At 64.1% G+C, this 15,720-nt stretch carries 9 protein-coding genes; all 9 read left to right on the top strand.

Features of this window, described 5'->3' with window-relative positions; all coding sequences use genetic code 11:
- Positions 1–146 precede the first annotated feature (146 nt).
- The 9 genes from VFO93_RS02620 (at position 147) to VFO93_RS02580 (ending at position 15,500) form a co-directional block, all read left to right on the top strand.
- The gene (locus VFO93_RS02620; RefSeq protein ID WP_325132759.1) at positions 147–1,439 is read left to right on the top strand and encodes an O-antigen ligase family protein; all 1,293 of its coding nucleotides are present in this window, start codon (positions 147–149) and stop codon (positions 1,437–1,439) included.
- Between the two features lie 107 nt (positions 1,440–1,546).
- Positions 1,547–6,502, top strand: a complete 4,956-nt coding sequence (locus VFO93_RS02615) for a T9SS type A sorting domain-containing protein (protein WP_325132758.1) — start codon at positions 1,547–1,549, stop codon at positions 6,500–6,502.
- A 31-nt stretch (positions 6,503–6,533) separates the two neighbouring features.
- The gene (locus VFO93_RS02610) at positions 6,534–6,728 is read left to right on the top strand and encodes a PID-CTERM protein-sorting domain-containing protein (RefSeq protein ID WP_325132757.1); all 195 of its coding nucleotides are present in this window, start codon (positions 6,534–6,536) and stop codon (positions 6,726–6,728) included.
- A gap of 111 nt (positions 6,729–6,839) precedes the next feature.
- Positions 6,840–8,009 carry an acyltransferase gene (locus VFO93_RS02605; protein ID WP_325132756.1) on the top strand — a complete coding sequence of 390 codons (1,170 nt, stop codon included), beginning with the start codon at positions 6,840–6,842 and terminating at the stop codon, positions 8,007–8,009.
- Between the two features lie 468 nt (positions 8,010–8,477).
- Positions 8,478–10,901, top strand: a complete 2,424-nt coding sequence (locus VFO93_RS02600; RefSeq protein ID WP_325132755.1) for a hypothetical protein — start codon at positions 8,478–8,480, stop codon at positions 10,899–10,901.
- Between the two features lie 56 nt (positions 10,902–10,957).
- Positions 10,958–11,695, top strand: coding sequence for an acyltransferase (locus VFO93_RS02595; RefSeq protein WP_325132754.1), 738 nt, complete (start codon positions 10,958–10,960; stop codon positions 11,693–11,695).
- A 2-nt stretch (positions 11,696–11,697) separates the two neighbouring features.
- Positions 11,698–12,942 (top strand): glycosyltransferase, encoded by a 1,245-nt coding sequence (locus VFO93_RS02590; protein WP_325132753.1) that lies wholly within the window; start codon positions 11,698–11,700, stop codon positions 12,940–12,942.
- 94 nt (positions 12,943–13,036) lie between these two features.
- Positions 13,037–14,215 carry a glycosyltransferase family 4 protein gene (locus VFO93_RS02585; protein ID WP_325132752.1) on the top strand — a complete coding sequence of 393 codons (1,179 nt, stop codon included), beginning with the start codon at positions 13,037–13,039 and terminating at the stop codon, positions 14,213–14,215.
- A gap of 55 nt (positions 14,216–14,270) precedes the next feature.
- Entirely contained in the window at positions 14,271–15,500 is a 1,230-nt protein-coding gene (locus VFO93_RS02580) for a DUF1972 domain-containing protein (protein ID WP_325132751.1), read from the top strand.
- The last annotated feature ends 220 nt before the right edge of the window (positions 15,501–15,720 follow it).

Raw genomic sequence — 15,720 nt, 5'->3', positions numbered from 1 at the left:
AGAGTTTTGAGTTCTAAATTTTGAGTTGCCGAACTCTTAACTCAAAACTTAGAACTCAAAACTCATCTGGCTCCCCTCTCCCGGAGGGGAGGGGCCGGGGGTGGGGTCTCACGGTCGAAAAGCCAAATTATTAATTATCAGTTGCTATGTCTATACTCACTACCCCCAAGTCGCACCACCGCTTCCTGCGCACGATGAGCGTGCTGCTCACCATCATCGTACTCATTAAGCTGGCCGGGTTTTTCACCTGGAACGAAGACGTGGGCGTAACGCGCGTGCTGAAGCTGGTGAGCCGCCTGGCCATGACGGCGGCGGCCTACGGCACGTACCGGCTCATTATTAAGCGCGGGGCGGTGGACTCGTTTCGCTGGCACAATAGCTGGTCGCCGCTGCTCTACGGGGCCTACCTGGGGCTGGGGCTGGCGTCGCTGCTGTGGTCGCGCAACCCCGGCTACTCGCTGTTGCAGTGGCTGATGGATGTAGAGACGTTGGTGTTCGCCTTCTACTTCGTGAAGTGCTTTCTGCTGCTCGATGAGTTCTTTCCCGGCAGCCCGGTGCGCTTCTACCATGTGCTGGGCAATGCCACGTTCCTGATTTTGAGCGTGTTTTTGGTCGGCATGCTCATCGCGCCCGACGTGTTTTACCGCCTCACCCACGATGGCGAGGAGGCCCGCCTGGGGGGCTTTATCATGAACCCCAACGAGCTCGGCATGCTCTGCGCGGTAGGTATTGCCTGCCTGCTGTTCAATTTCTACCGCCGCCACCGCCTGGCCTGGACGCTCGTCAAAATCGCGGCGCTGCTGCTGGCGCTCGTGCTCACGGGCTCGCGCTCGTCGCTGGTGGGCTTTCTGCTGATTGTGTTTTTCCACATCCAGCAAGCCGGCAATAAGCGCCTGAAAATCGGCGCCAACCTATCGGTGCTGCTGGCCGTGCCGGCGCTGGTGCCGCTGGTATTCATCAAGCAGGGCGGGCTGGAGGAAGTACTGAGCATGACCGGCCGCCTACCCTTCTGGCACGCCCTGCTCACCGAGGGGCTGCCCCGCGAGCCGCTGCTCGGCTACGGCTTCATGCGCATTGCCTACGGCGAGTACTTCCAGAGCGTGCATACCTACGCGGCCCAAATGGCGCACAACACTTTCATTCAGGTCTTGATGAACCTGGGCCTGGTGGGCTTCACCATCGTGATGATACAGCTGGGGGCCACCATCCGGGGTTTCATCCGCACCAGCAGCCCGCAGCTGCGGCTCACGGGCGTGGGGCTGCTCATCCCGATTCTCATCAACTCCTTCACCGAGTTCGGCATTTTCGGCATGACCAACTACGGCATCCTGTTCTACCAGTTCCTCATCTGCTTCGTGAGCTTGCGCTTCCACGCCCTGCTCACCGACCGCGAGCAGCTGTGGCTGGCGCGCCGCCGCCCCGAGCTGGCCGTGGTGTAGGGTAAAATACTTATTTACAAACTTCTATAATATATACTAAGCGGCCAAAATGCGGCCGCTAGCGCTACGATTTCATTATTTTTTCCCTTTTTCTTTTTACAAATTACATGCAACAGGTTTTCCTACAACAGGAGCGTAGTACATCGGCCCGGCTAAGCCGGCAAACGCGCCGCGCCGCCCAGCGCCGGCTGGCCAAAGCCCTCAAGCGCCTGCCCGTGGTGCTGGGCTTGCTGGCCGCCGCGCCGGTAGCGCAGGCCCAGGTGCCCGGCTGGCAGGCGGCGCAGTCGCTCAACCAAGCCGGCATCGGCGGGCGCCTCTACGGGGGCAAAACGGCGGTTGATGCCAATGGCAACACCTTGGTAACGGGCTTCTTCAGCGGCACGGTGGTAGTAGGGGGCACGACCCTGACCAGCGCGGGCGGCGACGATATTTTTGTGGGTAAGCTCGACACCAACGGCAACTGGCTCTGGGTGCGCGGGGCCGGCGGCGTCAGCAGCGAGCAGGGCCTGGGCGTGGCCGTCGATGCCAGCGGCAACGTCTTCGTGACGGGGTCGACTTACAGCAGCTCGCAGTTTGGCAACATAACCCTGAACGTGAGCGGCACCCACACCTTTGTCGCCAAGCTCGACGCCGGCGGCACCTGGCAGTGGGCCAAAGGCACCACGGGCACCAGCATCGACGTGGGCACCGACATTGCCACCGATGCCAGCGGCAACGTGGCCATCACGGGCTACACCAGCCGCACGGCCAACTTCGGCAACACGGCCATCACGGTAAGCGGCAACTACTACGACGGCTACGTGGCCAAGCTTGATGGCGCGGGCAACTGGCTGTGGGCTAAGGGCTTTGGGGGCTCTTCCTCAGACCAGGGCAGCGGCGTGGCCTTCGACGCCAGCGGCAACGTCTTCGTCACCGGGCTTTTCTCTGCCACTGCGCCCTTTGGCAGCACCAGCCTCACCAGCGCGGGCGGCTACGACATTTTTGTGGCCAAGCTGGCCGCCAACGGCACCTGGAGCTGGGTGAAGCAGGCCGGCGGCAGCGGCTACGACCAGGGCAACGACCTGGCCCTCGACGCCAGCGGCAACGTGTGGGCCATTGCCAGCTACGCGGGCACGGGCAGCTTCGGCAGCACCAGCCTCAGCAGCGTGGGTAGCGACGACATCGCGGTGCTGAAGCTCACCAACGCCGGCGCCTGGAGCTGGGCCAAGTCGGCCGGCGGCCCCGGCCGCGACCAGGGTAGCGGCATTGCCATTGCCCCCAATGGCAGCGCGCTCATTTCGGGCACCTTCAACGGTAGCCTCGCGCTGGGCAGCACGACCCTCACCAGCGCCGGCAACGGCGACAACCTGGTAGTAGCCAGCCTCAGCGGCACCGGTGCCTGGAGCTGGGCCAAAAATGCGCTGGGCACGGGCGCGAGCGTGGCGGCCGATGCCAGCGGCAACGCCGTGCTGGCCGGCACGTTTGGCGGGGCGGCCAGCTTTGGCAGCACCACCCTCACCAGCAACGACACCGACAACACCCTGTTCATAGCCAAAACCAGCGCTACCGACTGGAAGTGGGCCGCGCAGGGCAACGCCGGCACCAACACCATCATCACGGCCACGGCTGCCGAGGCCGGCGGCAACACGCTGGTGCTGGGCACTTTCACGGGTAGTACTACCTTTGGCAGCACCACTCTCACCAGCCAGGGCCGGCAAGATGGCTTCGTGGGCAAGCGCGATGCAGCCGGCAACTGGCTCTGGGTGAAAGCGTTTGGTGGCAGCGGCTACGACCTGGCCAATGGCCTGGCGCTCGATGCCAGCGGCAACGTGGTGCTGACGGGGGCCTTCACCGGCACGGGCACCTTCGGCGGCCTCACCCTCACCAGCGCGGCCCAATATGGCAACCAGCTGTTTGTGGCCAAGCTCGACGCCAACGGCAACTGGCTCTGGGCCAAAACGGCTACCAGCCCCACGGCCACCGTGCAAGGCACCGGCGTGGCGCTCGACGCCAGCGGCAACGTGCTGCTGACGGGTTACTTCTACGGCACAGCCAACTTTGGCGGCACCAGCCTCACCAGCGCCGCGCAGTACAACGACCAGCTTTTCGTGGCCAAGCTCGACGCGGCCGGCAGTTGGCTATGGGCCCAGACCGGCACCACCACCGGCCGCGTGCAGGGAGCCAGCGTGCAGGTCGATGCCAGCGGCAACGTCTTCGTCACGGGCTCTTATAGCGGCACTACCAGCTTCGGCAGCACCAGCCTCACCACCGCCGACCAGTACACCACCAACCTCTTCGTGACTAAGCTCAGTGCTGGGGGCAGCTGGCAGTGGGCCAAAGCGGCCACTGGGGCCGGTAGTGTGCAGGGCAGCCGCCTGGCGCTCGATGCGAGTGGCAGCGTATTCCTGACCGGCTACTTCTCGGGCACGGCTAGCTTTGGCGGCACCAGCCTCGCCAGCACCGGGGCCAATTCGTATACCTACAACGTATTCCTGGCCAAGCTCGATGGTGCCGGGGCCTGGCAGTGGGCCAAGCTGGCCGGGGGCACCGACTCGCAGCAAAGCACCGACCTGGTGCTGGATGCCACCGGCAACCCCGTGCTCGCGGGCTTCTTCAACGGCACGGCTACCTTCGGCAGCACCAGCCTCAGCAGCGCGGGCGGCAGCGATGCCTTCGTGGCCAAGGCCAACGCCAGCGGCAGCTGGCTCTGGGCCAAGCGGGCCGGCGGCATCAGCTACGACCAGGCCAACAGCCTGGCTATCACGGGCACCGGCGACATCGTGGTGGGCGGCTACATCATGCTGAGCAACAACATGGGCACCAGCATCCCGGCCTCGGCCAGCTTCGATGCCCTCACCATCGCGGGGCCCATTTCGGGCAATACGGGCTTTCTGGCTACGCTGGCCTCGCCGCTGGCCATCGTCAGCTTCACCCCCGATAATGGCCTGGCCGGCACCAGCGTGGTGCTCACCGGGCGGGGCTTCACGTCGGTTTCCAGCGTGCAGTTCAACGGCACGAGCGCGCCGGGCTTCGTGGTGAATTCAGCTACCCAGATTACCGTGTCGGTACCGGCCGGAGCTACTACCGGCCCCCTCAGCGTGACGACGGCGGCCGGCACGGCCACCTCGGCCCGGCCCTTCACCGTGCCCGCCGACCTGGTAGTGAGCAACGCGCAGCCCATCAGCGGCACGTATCGCAACGTGACCGTGACCAACACCGGCACGGCCACGCTGGCCGGCAACCTCACCGTGCTGGGCACGCTGGCCGTGCAAAGCGGCGGCCAGCTCAACGCCAAAACCTACGTCGTGGCCGGCAGCAGCTTCGTGCTGGCCGATGGCGGCACCCTGAGCACCGGCCACCCGGCCGGCCTGGCTGCCTCGGGTAGCACGGGCAGCATCCAAACCACTACCCGCACCTTTGCCCCCGATGCCAACTACGTGTATGGCAGTGCGGTAGCTGGTAGCGAAACCGGCACCGGCCTGCCCGCGCAGGTGCGCAGCCTCAGCGTGCAAGACGTGTCGGGCAGCGCCCCGGCCGGCGTGCAGCTGACCAACGACGTGGCCATCGCGCAGGTGCTGCGCCTCGACTACGACCTGGCTACCAATGGCAAAACCCTGACGCTGCTTTCGACGCCCACCGCCGGCTCGGCGCTGGTGCACAACAATGGCGGCGTGGTAGTGGGCGCGGCCACCGTGCAGCGCGCCATCGACCCCACCCTGAATGCTGGCCTGGGCTACCGCCAGTTCAGCGCCCCGGTGGGCAACACCACCGTGGCTGACCTGGCCACCGCCGGCTTTGTGCCCGTGGTAAACCCGGCCTACAATACCTCGGCCACGCCCACGGCCGAAACGCCCTTCCCCACCGTGTACGGCTACGACCAGAGCCGCCTCGCGCTGGCCAATAACCTCGACATCTTCGACAAAGGCTGGGTGTCGCCGGCGGCGCTGACCGATGCCCTCGCCGTGGGCCGCGGCTACACCGTGAACCTGCCCGCCAGCGAGGTAGTCGACTTCATGGGCACGCTCAACAACGGCGACCTCGCCGTGCCGCTGAGCCGCAACAGCGACGCCACCGCGCCCGCCGCCGGCTGGCAGCTACTCGGCAACCCGTACCCTGCCCCGCTCGACCTGAGTTTGGTAGCCGCCGCCGACCGCGTAAACCTCGACGCCGCCACCTACGTGAGCCAGAGCCTGGGCCAGTACAGCACCCAGTACCGCGCCTACGTCAACGGCCTCAGCACCAATGGCGCTAACAACTCCATCGTGCCCAGCGGCCAGGGCTTTTTCGTGCGGGTAGCTGCCGGCCAGACCACTGGCTCGTTCACCTTCCGCAACAGCCAGCGCCTCACGGCCTTCGACGTCACTACCAGCGTGCAGCGCCCCACCGCCGACGCCCGCCCGCAGGTGCACCTGGCGCTGCGCGGCACCGGCGCGGCCACCGACGCGGCCATCGTGTACTTCGAAAGCGGGGCCACCGCCGGCCTCGACGCCCAGTTCGACGCCGCCAAGCTGCCCAACAGCACCGGCCTCAACCTGAGCACCGCCGCCACCACCGGCCAGGCCCTGGCCATCGACGGCCGCGCCCTGCCCACGGGCTCGCTTACCGTACCGCTCAATGTGTACGTGCCCGCCACCGGCACCTACACCCTGCACGCCGAGCAGCTGCTGAATTTAACCAACCTGCGCGTGTATTTGCGCGACCTCCAGCTTGGCACCCTTACCGACCTGGCGCAGCAGCCCAGCTACTCGTTTAGCCAGAATGCCGCCTTCCTGGGCGCGCGCTTCGAGCTGGTAATCAACCCGCAAACGGCCTTGGCCACCACCGCCGCCACCTCGGCCCAAGTGGCCGTGTACCCCAACCCCGCCCGCACCGTGGCCTACGTAGAGCTGCCCGCCGCCCTCGGCACGCAGCCGGTGGCCGCCGCCCTGCTCGACGCCCTGGGCCGTGAGGTCCGCACCGCCACGCTGGCGGCGCAGGGCGCGCGCGCGCACCAGCTGGGCCTGGCCGGCCTGCCGGCCGGCGTGTACACCCTGCGCCTCAGCACCAGCGCCGGGGTAGTAGCCAAGCGCCTGGTAGTGGAGTAGGGGAGTAGTATTCTTTTTAAAACAGCTCGTTATGTCTCGTTATTTTCTGATTATCTGCCTTTTGTTCTTTGCCCTGGTCGGCCAGGCCCAGCCCGGTACGGGCGGGCCGGCCCCCGGCAGCCCGCCCCCGGCGGCCGTGCCGCTCGATGGCGGCGCCTCGCTGCTGCTGGCCGGCGGGGCCGCCTACGGCCTGCGCCGCCTGCGGCAGCTACGCCGCCGCGCCTAGTGGGCTTTCGGAGCCTGGTTTTGTGCCCACCTCGCCGCTGGCGGGGTGGGCTTTGGCGGTGCCGGCGTGGCCGTTTGTGGTGCGCTATACTATTCTGATAATTCTACTGCTATGCCTAACCTTGCAGCCTTGGCCAGCCGCGCGCTGGGCAGCCCGCACCACCGCATTTTTGGGCTCGACCTGCTGCGGGCGGTGGCTATTTTCATCACCGTATACGGCCACGCCGTGATGCTGGTGCCGCCCGCCTACCGGTCGTGGCACAACCTGCCGGTATCGGCCATCGATGGGGTCAATATCTTCTTCGTGCTCAGCGGCTACCTCATCGGCGGCATTCTGCTCAAGGCCCTGCTCGATGCGCGCAAGCCCTTCTCGCTCGGCCACTTCTGGATGCGGCGCTGGCTGCGCACGCTGCCCGCCTACCTGGTGGTGCTGGGCGGCGCGGTGGCCGTGGTGGCCTGCCAGGGCAAGCTGCCGGCCGAGGTGTGGCGCTACTTCTGCTTCAGCCAAAACCTGGTGGCCCCGCACCCCGCTTTCTTCCCCGAAGGCTGGAGCCTGGCTGTGGAAGAGTGGTTCTACCTGCTCTTTCCCGTGGTGGTGCTGGTGTTGGCGGGTCTCACGCGCAGTCGCCGGGCCGCTATGGCGGGTACTGTCGCGCTGTTTCTGGTTTTACCCCTTGTGTTCAAGTACTGCCAGTACCAGCAGGGCAAGGGCCTCGACGCGGCACTGTGGGATGGCTACTACCGCCGCGTGGTGGCCGCCCGCCTCGATGCCATCGCGCTGGGCGTGCTGGCCTGCTACCTCCAGCACTACTATGCCGGGCTGTGGCACCGGCTGCGCCGGCCTGGCCTCGGGCTGGCGGCGGCCCTGCTGGTGGTTACGTTTCTGTACCCGAAGCTGGGTTCCGACGTGCTGTTTTACAACGTGTGGCTACGCCCGCTGCTCGAAGGCCTCACGGTGCTGCTGGTGCTGCCTTTCTTTTCGCAGCTGCGTCGCCAGCACTACACGCCGGCCATGCGCGGCCTCACGCTGCTCAGCCTCATTTCGTACTCTATGTATTTGCTGAATAAGTCAGTACTCATCACGCTGGTGCTGGAGCCTTTAGAAAAATCGGTATTCACGCCGTACCTGGGCGCGGGCGGCTGGCTGGTAGCCTACGCCCTCTACTGGGTGCTGCTGCTGCTGGGCGCGCTGCTGCTGTATACCTACGTAGAGGTGCCGTTTATGAAGCTGCGCGAGGTGTTTGAAAAGCCCAAAGCTGTTGCGTCCGTGGTCGCTAGCTAACTCACGTTGCGGCTTATCAGCAGTAGCCCCAGCGGGGCGGCCCGTCGGTAGAAAATGGTTCGGTTCGACGCGCAAAGCCCCGTAGGGGCGACCCAAGCAGCTGGCTGGGCCGCCCCTACGGGGCTTTTGCCTCTTTTTTGCCTGGCCTCTACTACCGACGGGCTGCCCCACTGGGGCTGCTGCCGATAGGGACGGCCGTTTTTCGGTGTCGTTTGCCCTACAGTAGCTCAGTTTAAGTCTGCAAAAAAGCCAACTGCACAGTGCCTGGGTGCAAATTGCGCCATTCCAATCTTGGCAGAATACATTCCAGATGCTGGAAACCCGTTCCAGCGCCTGGAGATGCCGCGCTGCTGCTAATATTTTTTAGGTTGATTAATAGATAGTTAGCTAAATAAAGCCATTTGGCACTCGGTTGGCCTTGGGGCTGGCATGACTCCAACGCTACTATCCGCTACCGCTACTATCGACTTGACCACCTTGCTAGGCCGGTTGGGCTACGCGCCCGCTGCCACGGGTGGCGTGCAGCTGCGCGGCTGCCGCAACCCCGATGGCAGCCTGCGCTGGGTGTGGCCCACCACGCTGCGCCAGCCGCTGTTTCTGGAGTTTTACAACGCGGCTTCGCCCAAGGCCCGGTTGTTTAGCTCGCTGGTGCGGATAGTGTTTGCGTGCCGGCTCCAGGGGCTGTTTTTCAAGAAACTGCCGGGGCGCTTTGCCGCCACCGGGCAGCAGGCGTGGCCCACGAGCAACTTTGCCCTCTTCACCGGCACGCCCGGCCCCAACCGCAAGGCCGTGTGCTGCTACGACGCGGCTCCCGGCCAGCGCGTATTCGCCAAGTTGCCCCTAGGTGCTGCCGCCACCGAAAAAGTAGCCGCCGAGGCTCGCTACCTCGACCACCTGGCCGAGTGCGGTTTCACGTCGTTTGAATTGCCACGCATTGAGGGCTATGCCGAAGGCAGCCACTTGCTGCAAAGCAGCGTGAAGCCCACCGCAGCCCAGCGCGCTGCCCGCTTTGGCGCGGCCCACACCCGCTGCCTCACCGAAGTGCTCGATGCAACTCAGGTGCGCCAGCCGCTGGTGGCTAGTGCCTGCTGGCAAACCATTGGCGAGCAGATTACGGCGCTCGAAGAGCTGCCCGAAACCCGCATTCCTTTCGGCTTACGCACCAAGCTGCGCCACCTGCGCGAAACCATCGACCCGCTGAGCCAGGCCACGTTTGCCTTTGCCCACGGCGACTTCACACCTTGGAACTGCTGGCTGGGTGGCGATAAACTCGCCATCTACGACCTCGAAATGGCCCAGCCCGAGGCGTCGCTGCTCTACGACTTATTCCACTTCATTACCCAGCAGGCGCTGCTCGTGACGCGCGAGCCGGCTGCCGGCATCCGCGAGCGGGCGCTGGGCGTGGCAAGCAAGTATTTTCCGAGCGTGCCGATGGCCGAAATTGCCCTGGCTTGGCAGCTTTACCTGCTGCACCAGGTTTCGACCGGCGCACTGCTCTACCACGCCCAACCCGACTGGCACGCCCAAATCGGCTGGCTGCTGAATGGCTGGAACGCGCTGCTCACCCGCGAGCTCGCCACCACCGTCGAGCACCGCCAGCTGGCCATCTACGACCTGCTCGACTACGTGCAGCTGCTGCCCCAGCCCGGCGTGGTGCTCAAGCCCCGCGCCGCCAATGCTTACTACCCAGCCCCTACTTCGGACCTCGACCTGCTGCTGACCCAGCCCGACACCCTAGGGGGCGTGCAATTCATGCAAAGCTTCGCGCTGGTGCAGTCGGCTACGGTGCGCAAGGCTGCGCACATGGTATCGGTCGATTGCCTGTTTCAGGATGGCTCGCTGCTGTCGGTAGACCTGCTGCACGCCATGCACCGCAAAGCCTTGCAGCTACTCGACGCCCCAGCTGTGCTGGCGCAGGCCGAGCGGGCGGTGGCCGGCGTGCCTGTACCGGCGCTGCTCCATGATTTTGCGTACACCTGGCTGTTTTACTGGCTCAATCAGAGCGACTTGCCGCTCACGCACCTGCGGCACTTTCAGCAGCAAAGCCCCGAGCGCCAGGAGGCTATGCTGGCTCACCTAGCCGAAACTTACGGTATCACTTTTAGCAGTTTGGCTTGCGCTAGTGTATGGCAACCGGCCAAAGCGGCCCTGTTGCACCACGCCCTGCGCCAGCAGCCAGCCAACGGCCGCGTGGCCCGCAAGCGCCGCGGCCTGCGCTACCTGCTCAGCACCGCCGCCGATTTTGTGCGGCCTGGTGGGCTCATCATCACCTTCAGCGGGGTCGATGGCGCGGGCAAGTCCACGGTTATCAACCACGTGAAGGAGCGCCTCGAAAAGAAATGGCGCAAGCGGGTGGTAGTTATCCGCCACCGGCCCTCGGTACTGCCCATCCTCAGCGCCTGGAAGTATGGCAAGGAGGGCGCCGAAGCCCGCAGCGTGCAAAGCCTGCCTCGCCAAGGCCAAAACTTCGGCCTAGGTTCGTCGCTGGTGCGCTTTGGCTACTACTACCTCGATTATGTAGTGGGCCAGGCAGTTATCTGGCTCCGGCACACCCGGCGCGGCCATGTGGTGCTCTACGACCGCTACTACTTCGACTTCATCAACGACGGCCGCCGCAGCAACATCAGCCTGCCCACTGGCTTCACCCAGGCGCTCTACGCGCTCGTCAACAAGCCCAAGCTCAACTTCTTCCTCTACGCCGACCCGCAGGAGATTTTGCGCCGCAAGCAGGAGCTCTCGGCCAGCACCATCACCCAGCTCACGCAGCAATACAAGTCACTGTTTGGGGCACTCGGGGCCCGCTACCGCCGCTCGCGCTACGTGCCCATCGAAAACCAAGACCTAGACACCACGCTAAACCTGATTGGGCGCTACATCCAGCAGGAGATATAACAGCTTATTAGCAAGGGGCTTATTAGGATTAAATAATTGATATTCTGTCGCTTTATATGAAATCTTTACTCGAACGCTTCGTACGCCGCCGCAATCCGCACTTCGCGCTGCACCCGGCCGTGAGCACTGGCATTTTGCTCAGCTTCGGGACCCAGACAGCTGGGAGCCTGCTGCGCGGCTGCCGCCTGTGGCTGCGGGGCCGGGCTTCGGGTGGGGCTATGCTGGGGGCGGGCGTGCGGTTTCAGCACCTAGGGCGCATCCGGTTTGGCAAGTGGCTGAAAGTGGGCGACTACGCCCGCTTTAGCGGCCTGGGCCAGGGCGGCCTCGTAATGGGCGACAGCGTGAGCATCGGGGCCTTCAGCCAGGTTATCGTATCCACGTCGCTGGCCGAACCCGGCCAGTACATCAAGCTGGGCAACCGCGTGGGCATCGGCGAATTTGCCTACCTAGGGGGCGGCGGTGGCCTCAGCATCGGCGACGACTGCATTATCGGTCAATACTTTAGCTGCCACCCCGAAAACCACCTGCACGGCAACTACAACGAGCTTATCCGCCTGCAAGGCGTCACGCGCCAGGGCATCAGCATCGGGCCAAATTGCTGGATTGGCAGCAAGGTCACCGTGCTCGATGGCGTCATTATCGGGGCGGGCTGCGTGGTGGCGGCGGGCGCGGTAGTTACGCGCTCGGTACCGGCCGGCAGCGTGGTGGCCGGGGTGCCCGCCCGCATCATTTCGAGCCGCGCACCTCAGCCGGTTACGCCCGAAGCTATCAACAACATTCTCGCCGCTGCTTGATTATGAACACGGTACTCATCACCGCCTACGCCGTGAACCCCTATAAGGGCTCGGAAGATGGCATGGGCTGGAACTTCATTCTGCAAGCTGCTCGTTTCCAGAAAGTAGTGGCCGTGACCCGCGAGAACAACGGCCCGCACATCGAGCGCTACCTCGCCGAAAACCCCGAAGCTGCTGCCCTGGCTGCCAACGTAGACTTCCGTTACTTCGACCTGCCGGTCTGGACGCGCTGGTGGAAAAAAGGCCCGCTTTTGTCGCTTATCTACTTCTACATGTGGCAAGTGGGCTTGGCCGTATGGCTGCGCCGCCAGAAGCTGGCCGTGGACTTGGTACACAATCTCAACTTTCACAACGACTGGACGCCCTCGTTTTTGTGGCTGCTGGGCCGGCCTATGGTATGGGGACCTATTGGGCACCACTCACCCATTCCGGCCAGCCACCTGGCGCAGTACGGCAAGGCCGCCTTCGTGAAAGACCGGGCGATTGGCAGCCTAAAGCACATTTTCTGGGCCCTCGACCCCTTCCTACGCGTGACGCGCCGGGCCTCGGAGCGGGTGCTGTGCATGAATTCGGCGGTAGCTCCGCGCTTGGGCCTACCCGCCAGCCGCTACGAAATAGTACCCTCGGTGGCCGTAGACCTGCCCGCTGTGGCCCTAGGTGCCGAGCCTGCGCCCAAAGCCGACTTTACGGTAATGATTGCCGCCCGCATGGTACCGCTCAAAGGCTTCGATATGGTAATTCTGGCCTTCGCCAAATTCTACCACGCCCTGTCCGCCGCCGAGCAAGCCAAAGCCCGCTTGCTACTCATCGGTAGTGGCCCCGAGGAAGGCCGCTTGCAGCAGCTCTTGAAAGATAATAAGCTGACTGACTGCGCAGTGCACCGCCCCTGGCTGGCCCGCACTGAGCTGCTCGACATCTACCGCGAGGCCTCGGTGTTCTTCTTTCCCTCGCACGAAGGAGCGGGCATGGTAGTAGCCGAAGCCATGAGCTACGGCGTGCCGGTGCTGTGCTACGAAAACGAAGGCCCCGGCGAATTGACGCCCGCCGCCTCCAGCCTGAAAGTGCCTTACAAGGCGTTCAATCAAAACGTTAAAGACTTTGCCGAGCGCCTGCGCTGGCTCCACGACTCGCCGCGCCTGCTGGCCGCCGAAGCCGTCCTCAGCCGCCGCCACGTGGCCCAGCACCACACCTGGGAGCGCCGGGGCCAGCAGCTCCAGCGCATCTATCAGGAAGCGCTGGCAGCATAGTGAGTTAAGAGTTTTGAGTTCTAAGTTTTGAGTTAACTCAAACGTTCTCAAGCCCGCAACTCAAAACTCAGAACTTAAAACTTATACCTCTATCATGTCTCGTATTATCGCCGTACACTTACTAAACGACCGCAGCGGCAGCCCGCTGGTGCTGCGGCAGTCGCTGGCCGTGCTGGCCGAGGCCGGCTACGGCATCGACCTGCTCACGGCTACGCCCGGCGAGCCGGGCTTCCTGAGCGACCTGCCGGGCGTGACGTTGCACCCGCTGGCCTACCGCTGGTCGGCGAGCCAGTGGCGCACGCTGCTCAACTTTATTCTGGTGCAGCTAGCCGTGTTTTGGAAGGTGCTGCGGCTGGCCCGGCCCGGCAATGTGGTGTATGTCAACTCGCTGCTGCCGGCTGGCGCGGCCCTGGCGGCCCGCTGCCGGGGCGCCAGGGTGGTGTACCACCTGCACGAGGTGTCGCTGCGGCCGGCCCCACTGCGGCGGGTGCTGTGCGCAGTAGCCCAGCGCACGGCCCACCAGTTGCTGTGCGTGTCGGAGCACGTGCGCCAGACGCTGGCGCTGCCCGTGGCCGGGCAGAAGGTAGTGTATAATTCGCTGGCCCCGAGCTTTATCGAAGAAGCCAACAAAGCCTCGCTGCCCTACGACAGCCCCCGGCCCTTCGTGGTGCTGATGGCCTGCTCGCTGCGCGACTACAAAGGCGTACCCGAGTTTTTTGCCCTGGCCCGCAGCCTGCCCGAAATGAGCTTCGAGTTGGTACTCAATGCCGCGCCCGCCGCCGTGGCCGACTACGTGGCCCAGCATTCGGTACCTAATAACCTCAAGCTGTTTCCGGCCACGGCCGACATGCACCCGCACTACCACCGCGCGGCGGTAGTCGCCAACCTCTCGCGGCCCGACGAGTGGGTCGAAACCTTCGGCATGACTATTCTGGAAGGCCTGGCCTACGGGCGGCCCGTGCTAGTGCCACCCGTGGGTGGCGTGGCCGAAGTCAACGTGCACACGCACACTGGTTTCGCCATCGATGGGCGCGACCTGGAAGCCTTGCAGCACGCCCTGCGCCTGCTGCACCGCAATGGCCCGGTGTATGCCCGCATGGCCGCCGCCGCCCGCAAGCGGGCCGCCACGTTCGGCCCCGAGCGCTTTGCCGAGCAGGTGCTGCGCACGTTCGGCCGCCTGCTGCCGCTGGCCGATGCTGCTACTGCTGCTGCCCCGCTACTCGCCGTGGCCCGGCCGGTTGGCGCACTGCGCCCCAAGCTGGCGCGGGCATAAAATCAAGTAATTAAAAAGCAAGAACTACCTATAAAATTCCGCCCAGTTATAGCTCATGTCTACTAAGAAGAAAGTTGCCATTATCGGTACCGTGGGGCTGCCCGCCTGCTACGGGGGCTTCGAAACCCTGACGGCCTACCTCGTGAAACACCTGCACCAGGAGCACGACCTCACGGTGTATTGCAGCGGCAAAAAGTACCCCAAGGCCGAGCGCCGCTCGCACTACGAAAGCGCCAAGCTGGTGTACCTGCCCTTCGAGGCTAATGGTGCCCAAAGCATTATCTACGACTGCCTTTCCATTTTGCACGCGGTGCTGTTTGCCGATGTGCTGCTGATTTTGGGGGTGCCGGGCGGCATTCTGCTGCCCTTCGTGAAGTGGTTTACCAACAAGAAAATCATTATCTCTATCGACGGCATCGAGTGGCGCCGCGACAAGTGGAACCGCTACGCCAAGTGGTTTCTGCGCTGGTCGGAAAGCCTGGCCGTGCGGTTTTCGCACGCCGATATCTCCGATAACGACGCCATCCAGAACTACACGGCCCGCGCCTACAGCACCCGCAGCCGCGTGATTGAGTACGGCGGCGACCACGCCCGCAAGCAGTCCATCACCGACGCCGCCCGCGAAAAATACCCCTTCCTGGCCCAGCCCTACGCCTTCAAGGTGTGCCGCATCGAGCCCGAAAACAACGTGCACCTCGTGCTTGGGGCCTTCGCCGAGCTGCCGAGCTACCCCTTCGTGCTGGTGGGCAACTGGAACAACAGCACCTACGGCCGCCAGCTGCGCCAGGAGTTTGGCCAGTGCCCCAACCTGCACCTGCTCGACCCCATCTACGACCAGACGCAGCTCGACATCTTGCGCAGCAACTGCCACGTGTACGTGCACGGCCACAGCGCCGGCGGCACCAACCCTTCGCTGGTTGAGGCCATGTGCCTGGGCTTGCCGGTGCTGGCCTTCGACGTGTCGTTCAACAAAGCCACTACCGAGCACAAGGCCGTGTACTTCTCCGACAAAGCCGAGCTCAAAAAGCACATCGCCGAAACCCGCATCCGCACCTGGAAGGCGCTGGGCCAGGAAATGCAGGCCATTGCCGACCGCCGCTACAACTGGGCCGTTATCGCCAGGAAATACAACTATCTCATCAACAAGGTGTATGCAACCAAAAGCCAGGAAGCCAAGGCGGGCTTGCGCCCCCAGCTGAGCTACCTGCCCGCTACCGAACTGGTGCAGCACCAGCTCGGCCAGTACGGGGCCCTCAATATGTTTTACGAAGAGGCCAAGTCGTAGGCCGCGCCCGGCTGCTAGCCTTTTCGCTGGCAGCCACCTTGGCCGGCTTGCCGACGAGGTAAAAATTTATAAAAAAGCTAGCCGGCCAACAGGGCTTTGCTACCAGCCAAGAATCTTACGGCTAAACCATTGAGTTTTGCCATTTCGCCGGTCGTTGCGAAATAGCCTTCGCCGTGAAATTCTATTTGCAGCCGTTCCCAACCGGCTTTCGTACCTTAAC

Origin of the sequence: Hymenobacter sp. (assembly GCF_035709525.1) — a bacterium.
Lineage (GTDB): Bacteria > Bacteroidota > Bacteroidia > Cytophagales > Hymenobacteraceae > Hymenobacter.
This window is presented reverse-complemented; position numbering and strand designations above follow the sequence as displayed.